General features: G+C 46.4%; 9 protein-coding genes and 1 rRNA gene. 1 reads left to right on the forward strand and 9 read right to left on the reverse strand.

The window, feature by feature from the left end; all coding sequences use genetic code 11:
- Positions 1-277 (reverse strand): 16S ribosomal RNA (locus tag ACESON_RS00005); the annotation flags it as partial.
- An 806-nt stretch (positions 278-1,083) separates the two neighbouring features.
- On the opposite strand from ACESON_RS00005, the gene ACESON_RS00010 reads away from it, so the two are divergent.
- Positions 1,084-2,541 (forward strand): DUF1576 domain-containing protein, encoded by a 1,458-nt coding sequence (locus tag ACESON_RS00010; RefSeq protein ID WP_177959981.1) that lies wholly within the window; start codon positions 1,084-1,086, stop codon positions 2,539-2,541.
- Between the two features lie 6 nt (positions 2,542-2,547).
- Here the strand turns inward: ACESON_RS00010 and ACESON_RS00015 are convergent, their stop codons facing one another.
- The 8 genes from ACESON_RS00015 to ACESON_RS00050 all read right to left on the reverse strand — a co-directional run bounded on the left by ACESON_RS00015 (position 2,548) and on the right by ACESON_RS00050 (position 14,664).
- Entirely contained in the window at positions 2,548-4,092 is a 1,545-nt protein-coding gene (locus ACESON_RS00015) for a nitrite/sulfite reductase (protein WP_373107819.1), read from the reverse strand.
- Positions 4,093-4,197: 105 nt separating this feature from the next.
- Positions 4,198-5,856, reverse strand: coding sequence for a sensor histidine kinase (locus tag ACESON_RS00020; RefSeq protein ID WP_373108277.1), 1,659 nt, complete (start codon positions 5,854-5,856; stop codon positions 4,198-4,200).
- A gap of 41 nt (positions 5,857-5,897) precedes the next feature.
- Positions 5,898-6,581, reverse strand: a complete 684-nt coding sequence (locus tag ACESON_RS00025) for a response regulator (protein ID WP_177959979.1) — start codon at positions 6,579-6,581, stop codon at positions 5,898-5,900.
- A 264-nt stretch (positions 6,582-6,845) separates the two neighbouring features.
- Positions 6,846-8,645 (reverse strand): aspartate--tRNA ligase, encoded by a 1,800-nt coding sequence (gene aspS / locus ACESON_RS00030; RefSeq protein ID WP_177959978.1) that lies wholly within the window; start codon positions 8,643-8,645, stop codon positions 6,846-6,848.
- Positions 8,646-8,716: 71 nt separating this feature from the next.
- On the reverse strand, positions 8,717-9,979 hold the full coding sequence (gene hisS, locus ACESON_RS00035) for a histidine--tRNA ligase (protein WP_177959977.1): 1,263 nt from the start codon (positions 9,977-9,979) through the stop codon (positions 8,717-8,719).
- Between the two features lie 80 nt (positions 9,980-10,059).
- Positions 10,060-11,583 carry a coproporphyrinogen dehydrogenase HemZ gene (gene hemZ, locus ACESON_RS00040; protein WP_177959976.1) on the reverse strand — a complete coding sequence of 508 codons (1,524 nt, stop codon included), beginning with the start codon at positions 11,581-11,583 and terminating at the stop codon, positions 10,060-10,062.
- A gap of 40 nt (positions 11,584-11,623) precedes the next feature.
- Entirely contained in the window at positions 11,624-12,277 is a 654-nt protein-coding gene (locus tag ACESON_RS00045) for an MBL fold metallo-hydrolase (protein WP_177959975.1), read from the reverse strand.
- Between the two features lie 107 nt (positions 12,278-12,384).
- Positions 12,385-14,664 carry a bifunctional (p)ppGpp synthetase/guanosine-3',5'-bis(diphosphate) 3'-pyrophosphohydrolase gene (locus ACESON_RS00050; RefSeq protein ID WP_373107822.1) on the reverse strand — a complete coding sequence of 760 codons (2,280 nt, stop codon included), beginning with the start codon at positions 14,662-14,664 and terminating at the stop codon, positions 12,385-12,387.
- Between the last annotated feature and the right edge of the window lie 7 nt (positions 14,665-14,671).

The raw sequence follows: 14,671 nt of genomic DNA on the forward strand, positions 1-14,671 counted from the left end.
TTACCTCACCAACTAGCTAATCAGACGCGGGTCCATCTCATACCACCGGAGTTTTTCACACTGCATCATGCGATGCTGTGCGCTTATGCGGTATTAGCAGTCATTTCTAACTGTTATCCCCCTGTATGAGGCAGGTTACCCACGCGTTACTCACCCGTCCGCCGCTCAGTCAATTTAACTTCCATCCGAAAACTTCCGCTAAATCGCTTCGCTCGACTTGCATGTGTTAGGCACGCCGCCAGCGTTCATCCTGAGCCAGGATCAAACTCTCAATAAAAAGTTTGTGTCCCGATTCAAAATTAACTACTAGCAAATTTTAAACCGTTCTACTGTTGTTTGGTTTGTTTTTGTTCTGAATACTCTGATTCAAAGATGTCCAACCAGGACTCTTTTTTATTAGAATTTTCAGGGTTTTAAACACTGTTCAATCTTTCATTTTCAAGGTTCATGTTGTTGTTTGTTCTCAGCAGCAACTTTTTAAGTATATCACAGTTGCTTTTGTTTGTCAACAACTTTTTTATTTTTCTTTTGAACTTTTTGAAGTTCGTTGCCGCCGTTTTCAGCGGCGAGTTATATAATATCAAACCTTCCAACAAATGTCAACAGTTTTTTTCAATTTTTTTATTTTTTCGTTTTTTCCTGTTTTATGCTGCTTTTCCATATTTTTTGTATCTGCCTCCTTTCTCATTTTTCCTCTCCCCAATCCGCCCGACTCTCTTCTCTCCCTTATGATTCTCTTTTTTCTTCGCAGTTTCTTCTATTATATTTTATAGAAATAACAGGTGTTGTACTTTTTCATAGACAATGCTTCCACGGATTGTATAATCTTTTTTTCCATGTTAAGATGATATAAAGGAATCGTAACCGTTCAGGACGGGGCATCTTCTTGTCCGGCAAAGCCGGACAAGAAGCGTCGGAGATTCCTCCGATGTGAGAACTGGAAGAAAGCCCCGCTTACAAGCAAGCTTGACACGGATTTTTCTTCCAATTCTCCCGCCGTCCTGAATAGTTACAAGAAATCAACAAGTCTGCTGCGGGGAAAATTCATTCTGCGGCATCATTTTTAGGGGAGCAGGTTTACAAATGAAAATAAAAAAATTTAACAACAGTCAGATCATTAACGGAATCGCTTTTGGCTTTTCTGCCGCATTTCTGATTTCCGCTTTTATTGCAGCAATTTATACTGGTGAATGGGGATCCGTATTTCAGAACTGGTACAGGATTCTTATTACGCCATGTCCTCTGGTGACTGATTATTTTGCCATAGGCGGCCTGGCCAGCGCCATGTTAAATGCCGGCGTATGCGGTATGGTCTGCTTTTTGTTTATGATCGGCCTTCCAGGCAATTCTCATACCAATACCTTATCTGGATACTTTCTTGTAGTTGCCCATTGTTTCTACGGACTGAACCTGCTGAATATGATGCCCTGCTTTCTGGCTCCTTTTGTATATCTTCACCGCCAGAAACTGGATTATAAAGATAATCTCCATATTTGTATGTATACAACCTCCTTTGCACCATTTATCAGCGAATTTCTCTTCCGCTATACCCAGAGAGATACCTTTCTGTTCGGTCAGGCTCAGCTGGAATTAAAGGGTGTGATTCTGGCTGTCTGCTTCTGCCTGATGATGGGCTACGTCACTCCGGCTATTTTGCCGGGAGCCCGGGCATGGCATAAGGGCTATAATCTGTACAATGGTGGGCTGGCTTTCGGAGTTTTTGGCTTTTTCGTTTTCAACCTGATGTATCGGACCATGGGAATTGTCCCACCGGAGATTATCACTGTAGAAAACCCCATTTATATCCGTTTTGGAGAAAGCTATCGGCTTTATGGAAACTGTTTCTATCTGCTGATTTTTTTATTTTGTTTTCTTACAGGTTATTTTTTAAATGGACGAAGCCTGAAGGGTCTTTCTCATTTGTTAAAGGATACCGGCTTTCGAAGTGATTTTGCAGAAAAATACGGAATGTCTGTATGTCTGATGAATATTGGAATTTATGGTTCTCTGTTTTTACTATATTTGAATCTGGTAATTCTCTTTACAAATGGAGCCGGATTCACCGGCCCCACCTTTGGTATTATGCTGGCAGCTCTTACCTTTTCTGCCATGGGACAGCATCCCCGAAATGTACTTCCTATCCTGATCGGATATCAGATGCTTTATCTTGTTACAGGATTTTTCTGTCACATGAACGGCCGTGAGCTGACCTGGTCCCTTTCTACCCAGGGATACTTAAATGGTGTTGCCTTTGCAACGGGAATGAGCCCCTTAGTTGGCCATTACGGCTTCCGCGTAGGCATTTTAAGTGGTTTTCTCTGTGCCTCCATGTGTACCGCAACCAGCGCGGTTCACGGTGGTTTTGTTTTGTACAACGGAGGCTTTACTGCAGGAATCACCGTTCTGATCCTCCTTCCCATTCTGGAGCATTATCTGCCTGGTACCAGAAGTGAAATGAAGGATCAGCGGCTGAATATGCAGGAGCTGCTGGCACTCGTTCAAAATAAGAAGAATTCCTCCCAATCAGAGAAACAACCCTGACAAAGCCTATGCCAGATAAGGCTTTGCCAGATTCTCCAGCATATCCGGATTTTTCTGACGCCACTCATGGAATTCCATGCCGCTTTCAGCCACATGCCGTCCCAGAGTTACCAGAAATTCCGGAATTTTTGTTTCTTCAATAGTTCCCAGCTGTTGTCCCATTGTCTCTTTTCCCTGGTAGTCACAGCCGCCTACATACAGTACAAAGGCTGGCCAAACCTTTCCGTCTACTTTTTTCACTCCACCGCGGAATCCCATTTCTCCTGTCTGATGGGTTCCGCAGGAAGACGGACAGCCGGAAATATGGATTTTCGGCAGAGCAGAAGCTGGAAGCTGTGCTTGCCGAACCGCCTCCACACATGCTGTCAGAAGTCCCTGAGAGTCACGGGCTCCTACCTGACAAATCGATGCACCAATACAGCTGACAGAAGCCTCAAACGGAGTTTTTGCACTGTCATCTGTCAATTCCAGAATCTGCTTTGCCTCACTGCCGGTAAGATTGATAATATAAGCAGTCTCGTCAGGAGCCAGTCGCATTTCTGCGCCGTCTATTTTCTGCAGTGCATCATTCAGCGCACAGAATTTTTCCGTGGAAGCCAGACCTCCGATCGGATGCCACATGACTGTATACAGTCCCTCCTGCTTCTGAGGTGTTACACGAACATCTGAAATTTCACTTCCGTCTCCTTTTTTCTCTATCTCCGTCACAACAGCCTGAACCGTCAGATCCTCACCAGACTCCCGAACCTGCTGAAGCTTTTCTAAAAATGCGTTTTTATATGCCTCAGGACCACCGAGAGACTCCTGCATATACCGGGTACGGGCCTTTGCACGATTTTCGTAATTCCCGTAAGCCCGGAAAGTCAGCCACATGGCCTTTATATAATAGCAAATCTCCTCTGGCTTGATTCCCTCTGCCACCAGAACGCCAAAACAGGGATTATTTCCCAGTCCGCCTGCACTATATACGTCAAAGAGTCCATCTGGACGGGCTGCAAATCCCAAATCTCTGTAAGTGGCATGGGTCATGTTTTTTGGGGAATTGGAAAATCCCACCTTCAGCTTTCTCGGCATTTTTTCTGCCTTAATAAAGGTCAACAGATATTCTCCTGCTTCTCTGGCCCATGGCAGTACATCAAAATATTCATCTTTTTCGGTTCCGGAAAGAGGAGAGCACATCACATTACGCGGGTAATCTCCGCCTCCTCCCATGGTAATAATCCCTGCATCCAGAGCCTGCTCCATCACACCAAAAACCTGTTCCTGATTCAGATCATGAAACTGAATCGTCTGACAGGTAGTAAAATGCATTTTCTTTACCTGATACTCCTGAATCATTCTGGCTACAAATGCCATTTTTTCCTTTGTAACCTGTCCGGCAGTCATTCTCAGCCGCAGCATACTGGCTGTTCCGCCTTTCTGTGCATAGCTTCCATAGTAGCCGGAAAATCCCTTATACGCGCCCTTATCCATTTCTCCTGCATAAAATGCGGCTGTTTTTTCCCGAAATTCGGGAAGATCCTGCTTCCAGTTTTCCTGATTTTTTTTCATGCTTTCTCTTTCCTTTCGTTATTTTGGGTTCATTTTTCCGCCGGACCCTTTCCTATGCAAAATCCGGCATTTCCCCTCTATGTTCTTCCTGTTATGGCAGTTCCATCACAGGCTTCCCTTCTGTATCATTTCCCGTGAATCATCCTCTTTGGTCTGCGCCATAGCCAGTGTAAACCAGAACTCTACTCCATTTTCCTTATTAACCACACCGCAATCCTGATGATGAGCATCCATAATAGCTTTAACAATTGATAGCCCAATGCCGCTTCCGCCATAAGAACGGGTTCTTGCCTTATCTACTTTGTAAAATTTGGTCCACAGATTCGGCAAGTCTTCCTCTGGAATCGGGTTTCCTGTATTGAACACTCGAATCACAGCCTGTCCTGTTTCTTTTCTGACTTCTGCACGGATCCGAATCAGCCGTTCTCCGTCCAGATGATGAATGGCATTTGTCAGATAGTTTGTCACCACCTCTTCGATTTTAAACTCATCTCCTAAAACCTCCAGATGCTCAGGAACAGAAACCTCTACCTGGGCCTCATTCTGCTGAAGCAGAATGCTGGAGGAATTTACCAGATCACGAATGAGCTCCGCCCCGTCAAAAGGCTCTATGACCGGCATATCTCTTCCAAATTCCAATGCTGTCAGAGTGAGCAGCTGCTTTACCATTTTATTCATCTTATTAGCTTCGTCCATAATGACCTCGCAGTAATAGCTCCGGCTCTCCTCATCCTCACACATTCCCTCTGTCAGTCCCTCTGCATATCCCTGAATCAGGGCAATGGGCGTTTTCAGTTCATGGGAAACATTGGCAATAAACTCCTTTCGCATTTCATCGATCTGGATTTTTTCGTCAATATCATGCTGAAGCTGCTGATTGGCCTCCTGAAGCGCTCCTATGGTTTCCTTCAGTTTATCCGAAAGAGTATTCATACTGCGTCCCAAAACTCCGATTTCATCCAAACGGCTGTCGTCGCAGCTTACGTCAAAATTCAGTTCTGACATCTGCTCTGACAAAGATGCCAGCTTCAAAATCGGTCTTGTAACCTGGTTCGTTGCAAAATACATAAGAACACTTCCGGCAACCAGCACGATAAGACCCGCATACGTAATAAAACGGTTTGACAGACCAACGCTTTCCCGGATACTGTCCAGAGGCATAGACATAATAAACAGAGTCTTATTGTCAGAAAAATATCCCCAGCTCTCCACATAGGTTGCGTTCGTTCGGGAATCGTAATTCATTTCAATGACGTAATTTTCCCCCTGTTTTAAAACCTTGGACCTGTCGGCATCCATTCCCAGCACATACTGCTGAACCTTCCTGGCCAGAAAATCTGTTTCCCAATCTGAACGCAGAAGAATAGTTCCTGTGTAGCTGTCAATCAGCACCGTGGTAATGTTGTTATGGTCCCCATAAGTTCGAATGGTACCCAAAAGCGTTTTTTTTCTGCTTTCGGGGGAAGCTTTTGGAAGGCTCTCTGAATCATTTCCCCAGGAACCGGACTGTTTTCTGTCCTCAACCCAATTTTCCCACTCCTGATGCTGTTCCTCCGTGATGATATCGCTGACGCTTTTTCCTGCCTGAACCTGCTCCATTACTACACAGTTAATATCCAGGTAAGCTTGCTCCATCACCTCCTGCTTCTGGGACACATAATAGCGTTCCAGCCAGAAATTGTTAATCGCCCAGACAGCCAGAAGCATACTGGCCATGAGGCCAATAAAAATCACCATAATCCGGCGGCGAATGGAATGCCTCAGGCTGAACCGCTGCCTGAGCCTGCTGAAATATGACTGATTATTCATTGATCTACCTCAAATTTATACCCCATTCCCCAGATGGTTTTAATATAGTTTCCCTTTTCTCCCATCTTGCTGCGGAGCTTTTTCACATGGGTATCAATGGTTCTCGCATCACCAAAATAGTCATAATTCCACACATTATTTAAAATCTTTTCCCTGGAAAGAGCAATTCCCTGATTGTCCGCAAAATATGCCAGCAATTCAAATTCCTTATAGCTCAAATCTACCGGCTGTCCGTCAATCGTTACCTGATGGGCTGCTTTATCAATGCGGATGCCGCCTATATCTGTCACGTCTGACACTGCCATATTGCTGCGTCTGAGAATCGCCTCTACCCGAGCAACCAGAATTTTGGGGCTGAAGGGCTTGGAAATATATTCGTCTACTCCCAGCTGAAAGCCCTGGAGCTCATCCCTCTCCTCGCTTCTTGCTGTCAGCATGATAATCGGAACTCTGGAATACTGGCGAATAGTTTTGCACACATCCCAGCCATTCATTTTCGGCATCATCACATCCAGAATAATCAGAGCGATATCCTTCTGCTTAAAAAACAGATCGACTGCCTGCTCTCCATTTTCTGCTTCAAGCACATAAAAGCCTTTTACTGTAAGAAAGTCCCGGACCAGCTTTCTCATTCTCGCTTCATCATCTACAACGAGTACCTTTAAACCATCTGTTCCCATATAGGAATCCTCTCTCTCTGCTTCAATTTCTGCTCAACATTTCTGTCTTCTATAGATATCTTCATTAGTAACTGTTCAGTTCTCCCGCCGTCCTGAATAGTTACCCTCATTGTATCAAATTAAAGTCCGTTTTTCCATGTTTTCACATACTTTTCACAGATCATGTCCAGAAAATTTGTCTCCAAAAGACGCAGAGAACCGCCATGTTTTTCACACGACGGTTCTCCATTTTCCGCTTCTCTCTATTCTGCTGTAATTTTGCTTTTATTCAGCATCCGCTGCCTCAGGGGAAATCTCAATGCCAAGCTCTTCCAGCTGCTTGGGATCTACCGGAGTCGGAGCCTCTGTCATCAGACAGGACGCATCCTTTACCTTCGGGAAAGCGATCACCTCACGAATGCTGTCGCAGCCGCCCATCAGCATAGCCACACGGTCCAGACCATAAGCCAGACCTGCGTGAGGCGGAACTCCATACTTAAATGCCTCTAACAGGAAACCGAACTGCTCCTGTGCTTTTTCCGGAGTAAAGCCCAGTACCTCAAACATTTTGGACTGGATATCGCTCTGGTGAATCCGGACAGAACCACCGCCCAGCTCTGTTCCGTTTAATACAATGTCGTAAGCCTTTGCACGAACAGCGCCTGGATCAGAATCAATCAGATGCCAGTCCTCATCCATCGGCATGGTGAATGGATGGTGCATAGCTACGAAACGTCCCTGCTCCTCAGAATACTCTAACAGCGGGAACTCCGTTACCCACAGGAATTTGAAATCATCCTTTTTCAGGAGATCCAGCTGACGGGCCAGTTCCAGACGCAGAGCACCCAGCACTGCCCATACAACCTGCTTCTTATCTGCCGCAAACAGCAGCAGATCGCCAGGCTTTCCGTCCATAGCGGCCACCAGAGCAGCCATCTGCTCCTCTGTCATGAATTTTGCGAAGGAGGATTTCAGGGTTCCATCCTCCTGAATTGCTACATAAGCCAGTCCCTTTGCGCCGTAATCCTTTGCAAAGGAAACCAGAGCGTCAATTTTCTTTCTGGGCATTCCTCCCTGTCCCTCGGCATTGATGCCGCGAACCGTTCCGCCATTTTCCAGAGCGCCCTTAAATACAACGAATTCACAGTCTTTTACTACTTCGGAAACATCTTTCAGTTCCATACCAAAACGAATATCCGGTTTATCGGAACCATAGCGATCCATAGCCTCCTGCCAGGTCATTCTCGGAATCGGCTGAGGAATCTCCACATTCAAAAGCTCCTTAAACAGCTTGTAAAGCAGACGTTCATTGACATCAATTACATCGTCCACATCTACAAAGGACATCTCCAGATCGATCTGGGTAAACTCCGGCTGACGGTCTGCCCGCAGATCTTCATCTCGGTAGCAGCGAGCCAGCTGGAAATAACGGTCATAGCCAGAGCACATCAACAGCTGCTTAAACAGCTGCGGAGACTGCGGCAGTGCATAGAAGGATCCCGGGTGTACACGGCTGGGAACCAGATAGTCTCTTGCACCTTCTGGAGTACTCTTAATCAGAGTAGGAGTCTCAATCTCCAGGAAGCCTTCCTCAGCCAGGAACTGTCTGGTGAGAATGGCAATCTTACTGCGAAGGATCAGGTTTCTCTGAATATCCGGTCTTCTCAGATCCAGGAAACGGTATTTTAAGCGAAGCTCCTCTTTTGTCTTGGAATTTTCCTCAATGGGGAATGGAGGAGTCTCAGACTCTGAAAGGATACGCAGACTTTCTGCGCGAACCTCAATTCCTCCGGTAGCCAGATTTTCATTGACACCGCCGGAACGGGCCTCTACTTTTCCTGTTACTGCAATGACAAATTCACTTCTCAGCTTCTCTGCCTTTGCAAAGCTTTCCTCTCCACAGTTATTTTCCTCAAAAATAATCTGCAGAATTCCGGAACGATCCCGTAAATCCACAAAAATAATTCCGCCTTTGTTTCTGCTTTTCTGCACCCAGCCCATAACCGTTACCTGTTCACCGATATTGGCTGTGCCAAGCTCTGTACAGCGATGGGACCGTTTCAGCCCCAGCATAGACTCTGCCATGATCATAATCTCCTTTTATTTATCTCCCGGCGGAACCTGCCGCCGTTATTTGCATCTCTCTAAAATCCTGCCTATTTTAATGCTTCCCGGTAGAACTCTACAAATTCTGTGTAACCTTCTTTTCCAAGCTGTTCCTTCTGGAACTTTTTATTCTTGTTCATCTGGGAAACCAGTACCTGAACACCGGCCCGGCGCTCGTCCATGGCCTGCTTCATAATCTGGCTGAACCGGCCAGAATCCATTCCCTTTTCCACCAGATATGCTTTTCTCACAATACCGTCCTCAACACGGCCGCCCTGCTCCATCAAAATCGTAACAATCCGCTCAAAACCAATGGAAAATCCGCAGGCCGGGGTATCCTGACCAGTAAATTTGCCGATCATCTTATCGTAGCGGCCGCCGCCTGCCACGGAACCACCAAAGCCCTCCATGGAAACCTCGAAAATCGTTCCTGTATAGTAAGACATTCCGCGAACCAGAGTGGGATCAAAAGCCAGCTTAAAATCTGTCTCTGCCACCTCTGTCACCGTATCCATAATAGAAGCCAGATTCTCTGTCACAGCCACAGGAAGTACCTGAGACAGCTTCTCACCGAGGCTTCGGACAGCTGCCGCATCATCGCCAAGCTCTGCCAGAAGACCTGTATACTTCTCCACACTCTCTGACTCATATCCCAGCTCCAAAAGCTCTGCGCTGACTCCCTCCAAACCAATTTTGTCCATCTTATCCAGTGTAATAAACACCTGATCCAGCCCATTCTCCGGGAATCCGCAGTATAAAGCCATTCCCTTCAGAATTTCTCTGTCATTGATCCGCACGGTAAAACCATTGTCCGGACAGATCCTTCCCAGAGCTGTGGTAGTAGCCAGAATCAGCTCAATCTCAGCCATATTGGTGGCATCTCCCAGAATATCAATATCACACTGGGTAAACTGACGGAACCGCCCTCTCTGAGGACGATCGGCGCGCCATACGCTTCCCATCTGAAGTGCCTTAAAGGGGCTGGGAAGCTGGGCTCCGTTATTAGAATAATATCTGGAAAGGGGCAGGGTCAGATCATAGCGCAGACCGCTGTCCGCCAGATCATTCTCTGTCTCTGCTGTCTCCAGATTCAGCTTCTCTCCCCTCTTTAAAATCTTAAAAATCAGCTTTTCATTGTCCCCGCCCTGCTTGCTGGTCAGGTTCTCAATGTGCTCTACACAGGGAGTTTCCATCTGCGTAAATCCAAAGCTTCGATACGTTTCCTTAATCTGGTTCATTACATATTCCCGTACCTGCATTTCTGCAGGCAGAATATCTCTCATGCCGGTAACCGGCTTTTTCTTCAATGCCATGATATCCTTTCTCCGTTCCTCTTCTGCATCTGCCGCCCTGCGGCAAGTGCGTTTGCTTATCGATTATACTATTCTCACAGTTAAATAGCAATGGTTTTTTCCGAGAGCAGGCGCCTTTTCCTCTCAATCATTTCATCAATTCGGCTGATATACTGCTCCACGTCTTTTACATTTTCCGCCCGCTCAATGCGGTTTTCCTCTGGAAACAGACGCTTGGTCGTAGTCCCCGCGCCGCAGCCGATAATGGTCTGCTGCTCCTCCATAATCAGCACATTGTAAATACATGCCTTTCCTGGAGCCGCGTAGCCTACGTTTTCAAAATTTCCGGCCATATTTTTCTGCCGGTACAGATAATAAGGCTCAAGCCCCATCTCCCGGGCATACTGCGCTGTCAGATCAATCATTTCCTGCGTATTGGTAATTTTTAAATCCTTATAAACTTCCTTCATGGTATTCAGCCGTGCTGCCCGCTTAATTGCCAGAGAATGAACGGTTACACTGTCCGGCGCCAGAGCCTTCACCTCTTCCATGGTCGTCCGCACATCCTCCAGCCCTTCCTCCGGAAGTCCGATAATCAGATCCATATTGATATTGTCAAATCCCATCTCCCGGGCCATTTGGAACCGTTCCTTCACATCCTCAACCGTATGGCGGCGTCCAATCAACTTTAAGGTTTCCTCCTTCATAGTCTGAGGGTTGATGGAAATTCTGGTTACTCCATGATTTTTCAGCACCTGAAGCTTTTCCCTGGTAATGCTGTCCGGTCTTCCCGCTTCTACCGTAAATTCCTGAACGGTGGAAAAATCAAAGGTTTTCTTCAGCCGGGTAATCAAAATATCCAGATCCTCCGGAGAGAGAGAGGTCGGTGTTCCTCCGCCAAAATATACCGTATCCAGCGTGCAGCCGCGCTTTTCTTCTGCCACATAATCCATTTCCCGGAACAAAGCCTCCAGATATTCCCCTGTTCTCTCTTTCCATTTTCCAATGGGGTAAGAGGTGAAGGAGCAGTACAAACAAGTGGTCGGGCAGAAGGGAATACCGATATATAAGCTGTAGCCATTTTTATAATCAATGGCTGACAAAAGCTGGCGCTCTCTCTGAGCAATCTCAATGCTGAGACGTATTTTCTCATCACTGGTAAAATACGTTTCCTTCATGTAGCGGAAAATCTCCTCCGGCAAAGCCCCCTCGGCCAGCTTTGTCATAGCAATTTTCGTGGGGCGGATTCCAGTCAAAGTTCCCCAGGGAAGCTGCTTTCCTGTCTCCCCCATTAAAAGCACATACAGTCGCCGCTTGATCCTGTTTTTTGTTTCAAACCGATCCTCATAATCCACGGAAATCTCCGTGCTTTCACTGGCTGCTTCCCACTCTTTTCTGACCTCCGGCTCCAGATCCTCTGGCACATAAAACCGGGAAGCTCCCGGAAAACGCAAAGACAGAGAAAATACCTGTCTTTCCTGATTTACCTCTCCCTCTGCATAAAAGCGCACATGTTCCTGGTCATCCTGCTCTTCATGAACAAAGGTCTCTCCCGGATAAAATGCCATCAAAAGCTCGCGGATATCCTGCTCATATCCATTATCATTTAATAAAATTCCTATCATTTTATATTATCCTCACAGATGTTTTCCTCTGAAACAGTTTTCAGCGGTTTTTCTTCCAGTACGGCACAACCGGATTGTATATTTTTTCATGGCCAATGGTTGTGGGATCTCCGTGCCCCGGATAAACCATGGTATCATCGGGAAGCTCAAACAACCGCTCTGCAATGGACCGGACAATCTGCTGAACACTTCCTGTCGGAAGATCCGTTCTTCCCAGGGACTCTGCAAATAAGGTATCCCCACTGAAGAGCACCTCCTCAGAAGCAAGGTAGTAGCAGACAGAGCCCTTTGTATGCCCCGGCGTAGCCATCACCTTCCAGTCACAGTCCAGAAGCTTTACGATCTGTCCATCGCGAAGCAGCTCATCTGCCTCCACAGAAAACTGTTCTGTTCCCATGGTTCCTGACAGATTCATAGACGGATCTCTCAGCAGTTCTGTTTCATCCATGTGAGCATATACCTTACAATGAAATGCCCGCCGGATATCATCAACTGCCATAATATGATCAAAATGTCCGTGGGTCAAAAGCACTGCCTCCGGCTCCACCTGAAGCTCCCGGCATTTGTTCAGAATATAAGCTCCATTGTCTGCCGGATCTACGATCACCGCAGACTTTCCGCCCTTTCTGTAAACAATATAGCAATTCGTGCTGACCATCCCCATCACACAGGTCTGTATCCGAAAATCACTCATGATGTTTCCCCTTCTTCTCTTCTTATATAATTTGAACAGAAGCAAATATCCTCTATCTGCCTCTGTTCTCTCTTTTCTGCGCTCCTATCAAATGCGGCTGCAACTATCTAACCTGCAGTTCGCTCAATATCCAGAACGCCCTCTATCTGTCTTAATTTATCCGTCAAACGGTTCAGCTCCTCAATCCCTTGGATATCAAAGGTCATGATAATCGTAGCCTTCCCCTGCTTGCTGGTGCGTACATTCATAGAAGTAATATCAATCTGACGCTCCGTAAACACCTTGGAAATGTCTACGAACATTCCAATTCGGTTGTTGGCATAAATCTGGATTTCCGTGGAATACCGCTCCTTATTGCCTTCTCCCTCCGGCTGCTGCCATTCTGCATCAATCAGACGAACCCGCTCATCGCTGGGAAGATTAATAATGTTGATACAATCTGTTCTATGAATAGAAATTCCGCGGCCTCTGGTAACAAAACCAACAATCTCATCTCCTGGAACCGGACTGCAGCAGCGCGAAAAACGCACAGCCACATCGTGGATTCCCTTAACGACAATTCCGCTTTTGGATTTTTTATTTTCAGGAGCTTTTCCTGTCATCTCCTCAATGCCGTCCAGAATCGCCTTGTCCGTTACCTCTTTTTTCTGCTTCTTGGCCTTTTCATCCAGCATCTTGTTGATGACCTGACCTTCTTTTAATCCGCCATGTCCAATGGAAGCCAGAACAGAATCCCAATCCTTAAAAGCATACCGGGCCATAACCTTTTCCTGAAACTCCGGCTTGTTAATCTCCGGATAGTTAATACCCTTGGCCTTACAATACCGGTCAATCATCTCTTTGCCCTTGGTAATATTGTCTTCCTTAAGCTCTGTCTTAAACCACTGATTGATCTTATTTCTTGCCTGTGTGCTCTTGACCAGAGACAGCCAGTCCCGGCTGGGACCTTTGGAATTCTGGGAAGTAATAATCTCAATTCGATCGCCGTTCTGGATCACATAATCAATGTTCACTAGCTTTCCGTTGACCCTGGCTCCTACCATTTTATTGCCTACAGCGCTGTGGATGGAATAGGCAAAGTCAATCGGCGTAGAACCGCTGGGCAGGTTCTTCACATCTCCAGTAGGTGTAAAGCAGTACACGCTGTCAGAAAACAGATCCAGGTCGCCCTTAACCATATTCAAAAATTCTTTGGAGTTATCTGCCTCTCTCTGCCACTCCAGAATCTGACGCAGCCAGGACAGCTTGGCAGCCTCATCTCCTGCTGCAATCTTACCGCTTCCGCTTTCCTTATACTTCCAGTGAGCTGCAATACCATATTCTGCCGTCCGGTGCATCTCATAAGTCCGAATCTGAATCTCAAAGGGCTGGCCGGTACTGCCGATCAGAGTCGTGTGCAGCGACTGATACATATTGGGCTTGGGCATGGCAATATAATCCTTAAACCGGCCCGGTATGGGCTTGTAAAGCTCATGGATCACACCCAGAGCCGCATAGCAGTCCTTCACTGTCTCCACAATAATCCGGACTGCAAACAAATCGTAAATCTGATCCAGGGTTTTGTCCTGGTTTACCATCTTTTTGTAAATGCTGAAGAAATGCTTCACTCTTCCGTCTACCCGAGCTTCAATCCCGGCCTCGCGGATATGAGCAGACACCTCGTCTACAATACTCTGTACAAAGGCTTCTCTGGCATCCTTGCGCAGGGAAATCTTCTCTGCCAGATCATAATAAACCTCTGGCTTCAAATACTTCAGAGACAGATCATCCAGCTCCACCTTGATCTTGGAAATACCCAGCCTGTGAGCAATAGGTGCATAAATGTCCATGGTCTCACGAGCCTTTTCCTTCTGCTTCTCCGGCTTCATATACTGAAGAGTACGCATATTGTGAAGGCGGTCCGCCAGCTTAATCAGGATCACACGGATATCCTTGGCCATGGCCAAAAACATCTTTCGCAGATTCTCAGCCTGAATCTCCACCTTATCCATGGACCAGGACAGCTGAGTCAGCTTTGTAACTCCATCTACCAGAAGAGCCACCTCAGCACCGAATTCCTTCTCCACCTCATCCAGAGTCATAATGGTATCCTCTACCACATCGTGAAGAATTCCGGCAATAATAGTTTCTTTGTCCAGCTCCAGATCTGCCAGAATAATAGCAACACAAAGAGGGTGAATAATATATGGTTCACCCGACTTTCGCTTCTGATCCTTATGCGCCTCTCTGGCGATTTTGTATGCTTTTTCAATTTGGGAAATATCATCAGACGGATGGTACTTCCTGATACTTCTGATCAAATCCTGATACAATACTTCCGGACTGGTAAAGTCCGCAGGATTTTCCAGTTCAATATCCACTCCCGTTTCCAATTGTTTTTCTGCCATAGAAAAG

Source organism: Lachnoclostridium sp. Marseille-P6806 (assembly GCF_964238185.1).
Lineage (GTDB): Bacteria > Bacillota > Clostridia > Lachnospirales > Lachnospiraceae > Brotaphodocola.

Coding starts and splice junctions, on each gene's coding strand:
- ACESON_RS00010 (WP_177959981.1), top strand. CDS start 1,084: ATGAAAATAAAAAAATTTAACAACAGTCAGATCATTAACGGAATCGCT.
- ACESON_RS00015 (WP_373107819.1), bottom strand. CDS start 4,092: ATGAAAAAAAATCAGGAAAACTGGAAGCAGGATCTTCCCGAATTTCGG.
- ACESON_RS00025 (WP_177959979.1), bottom strand. CDS start 6,581: ATGGGAACAGATGGTTTAAAGGTACTCGTTGTAGATGATGAAGCGAGA.
- aspS (WP_177959978.1), bottom strand. CDS start 8,645: ATGGCAGAGTCTATGCTGGGGCTGAAACGGTCCCATCGCTGTACAGAG.
- hisS (WP_177959977.1), bottom strand. CDS start 9,979: ATGGCATTGAAGAAAAAGCCGGTTACCGGCATGAGAGATATTCTGCCT.
- hemZ (WP_177959976.1), bottom strand. CDS start 11,583: ATGATAGGAATTTTATTAAATGATAATGGATATGAGCAGGATATCCGC.
- ACESON_RS00045 (WP_177959975.1), bottom strand. CDS start 12,277: ATGAGTGATTTTCGGATACAGACCTGTGTGATGGGGATGGTCAGCACG.
- ACESON_RS00050 (WP_373107822.1), bottom strand. CDS start 14,664: ATGGCAGAAAAACAATTGGAAACGGGAGTGGATATTGAACTGGAAAAT.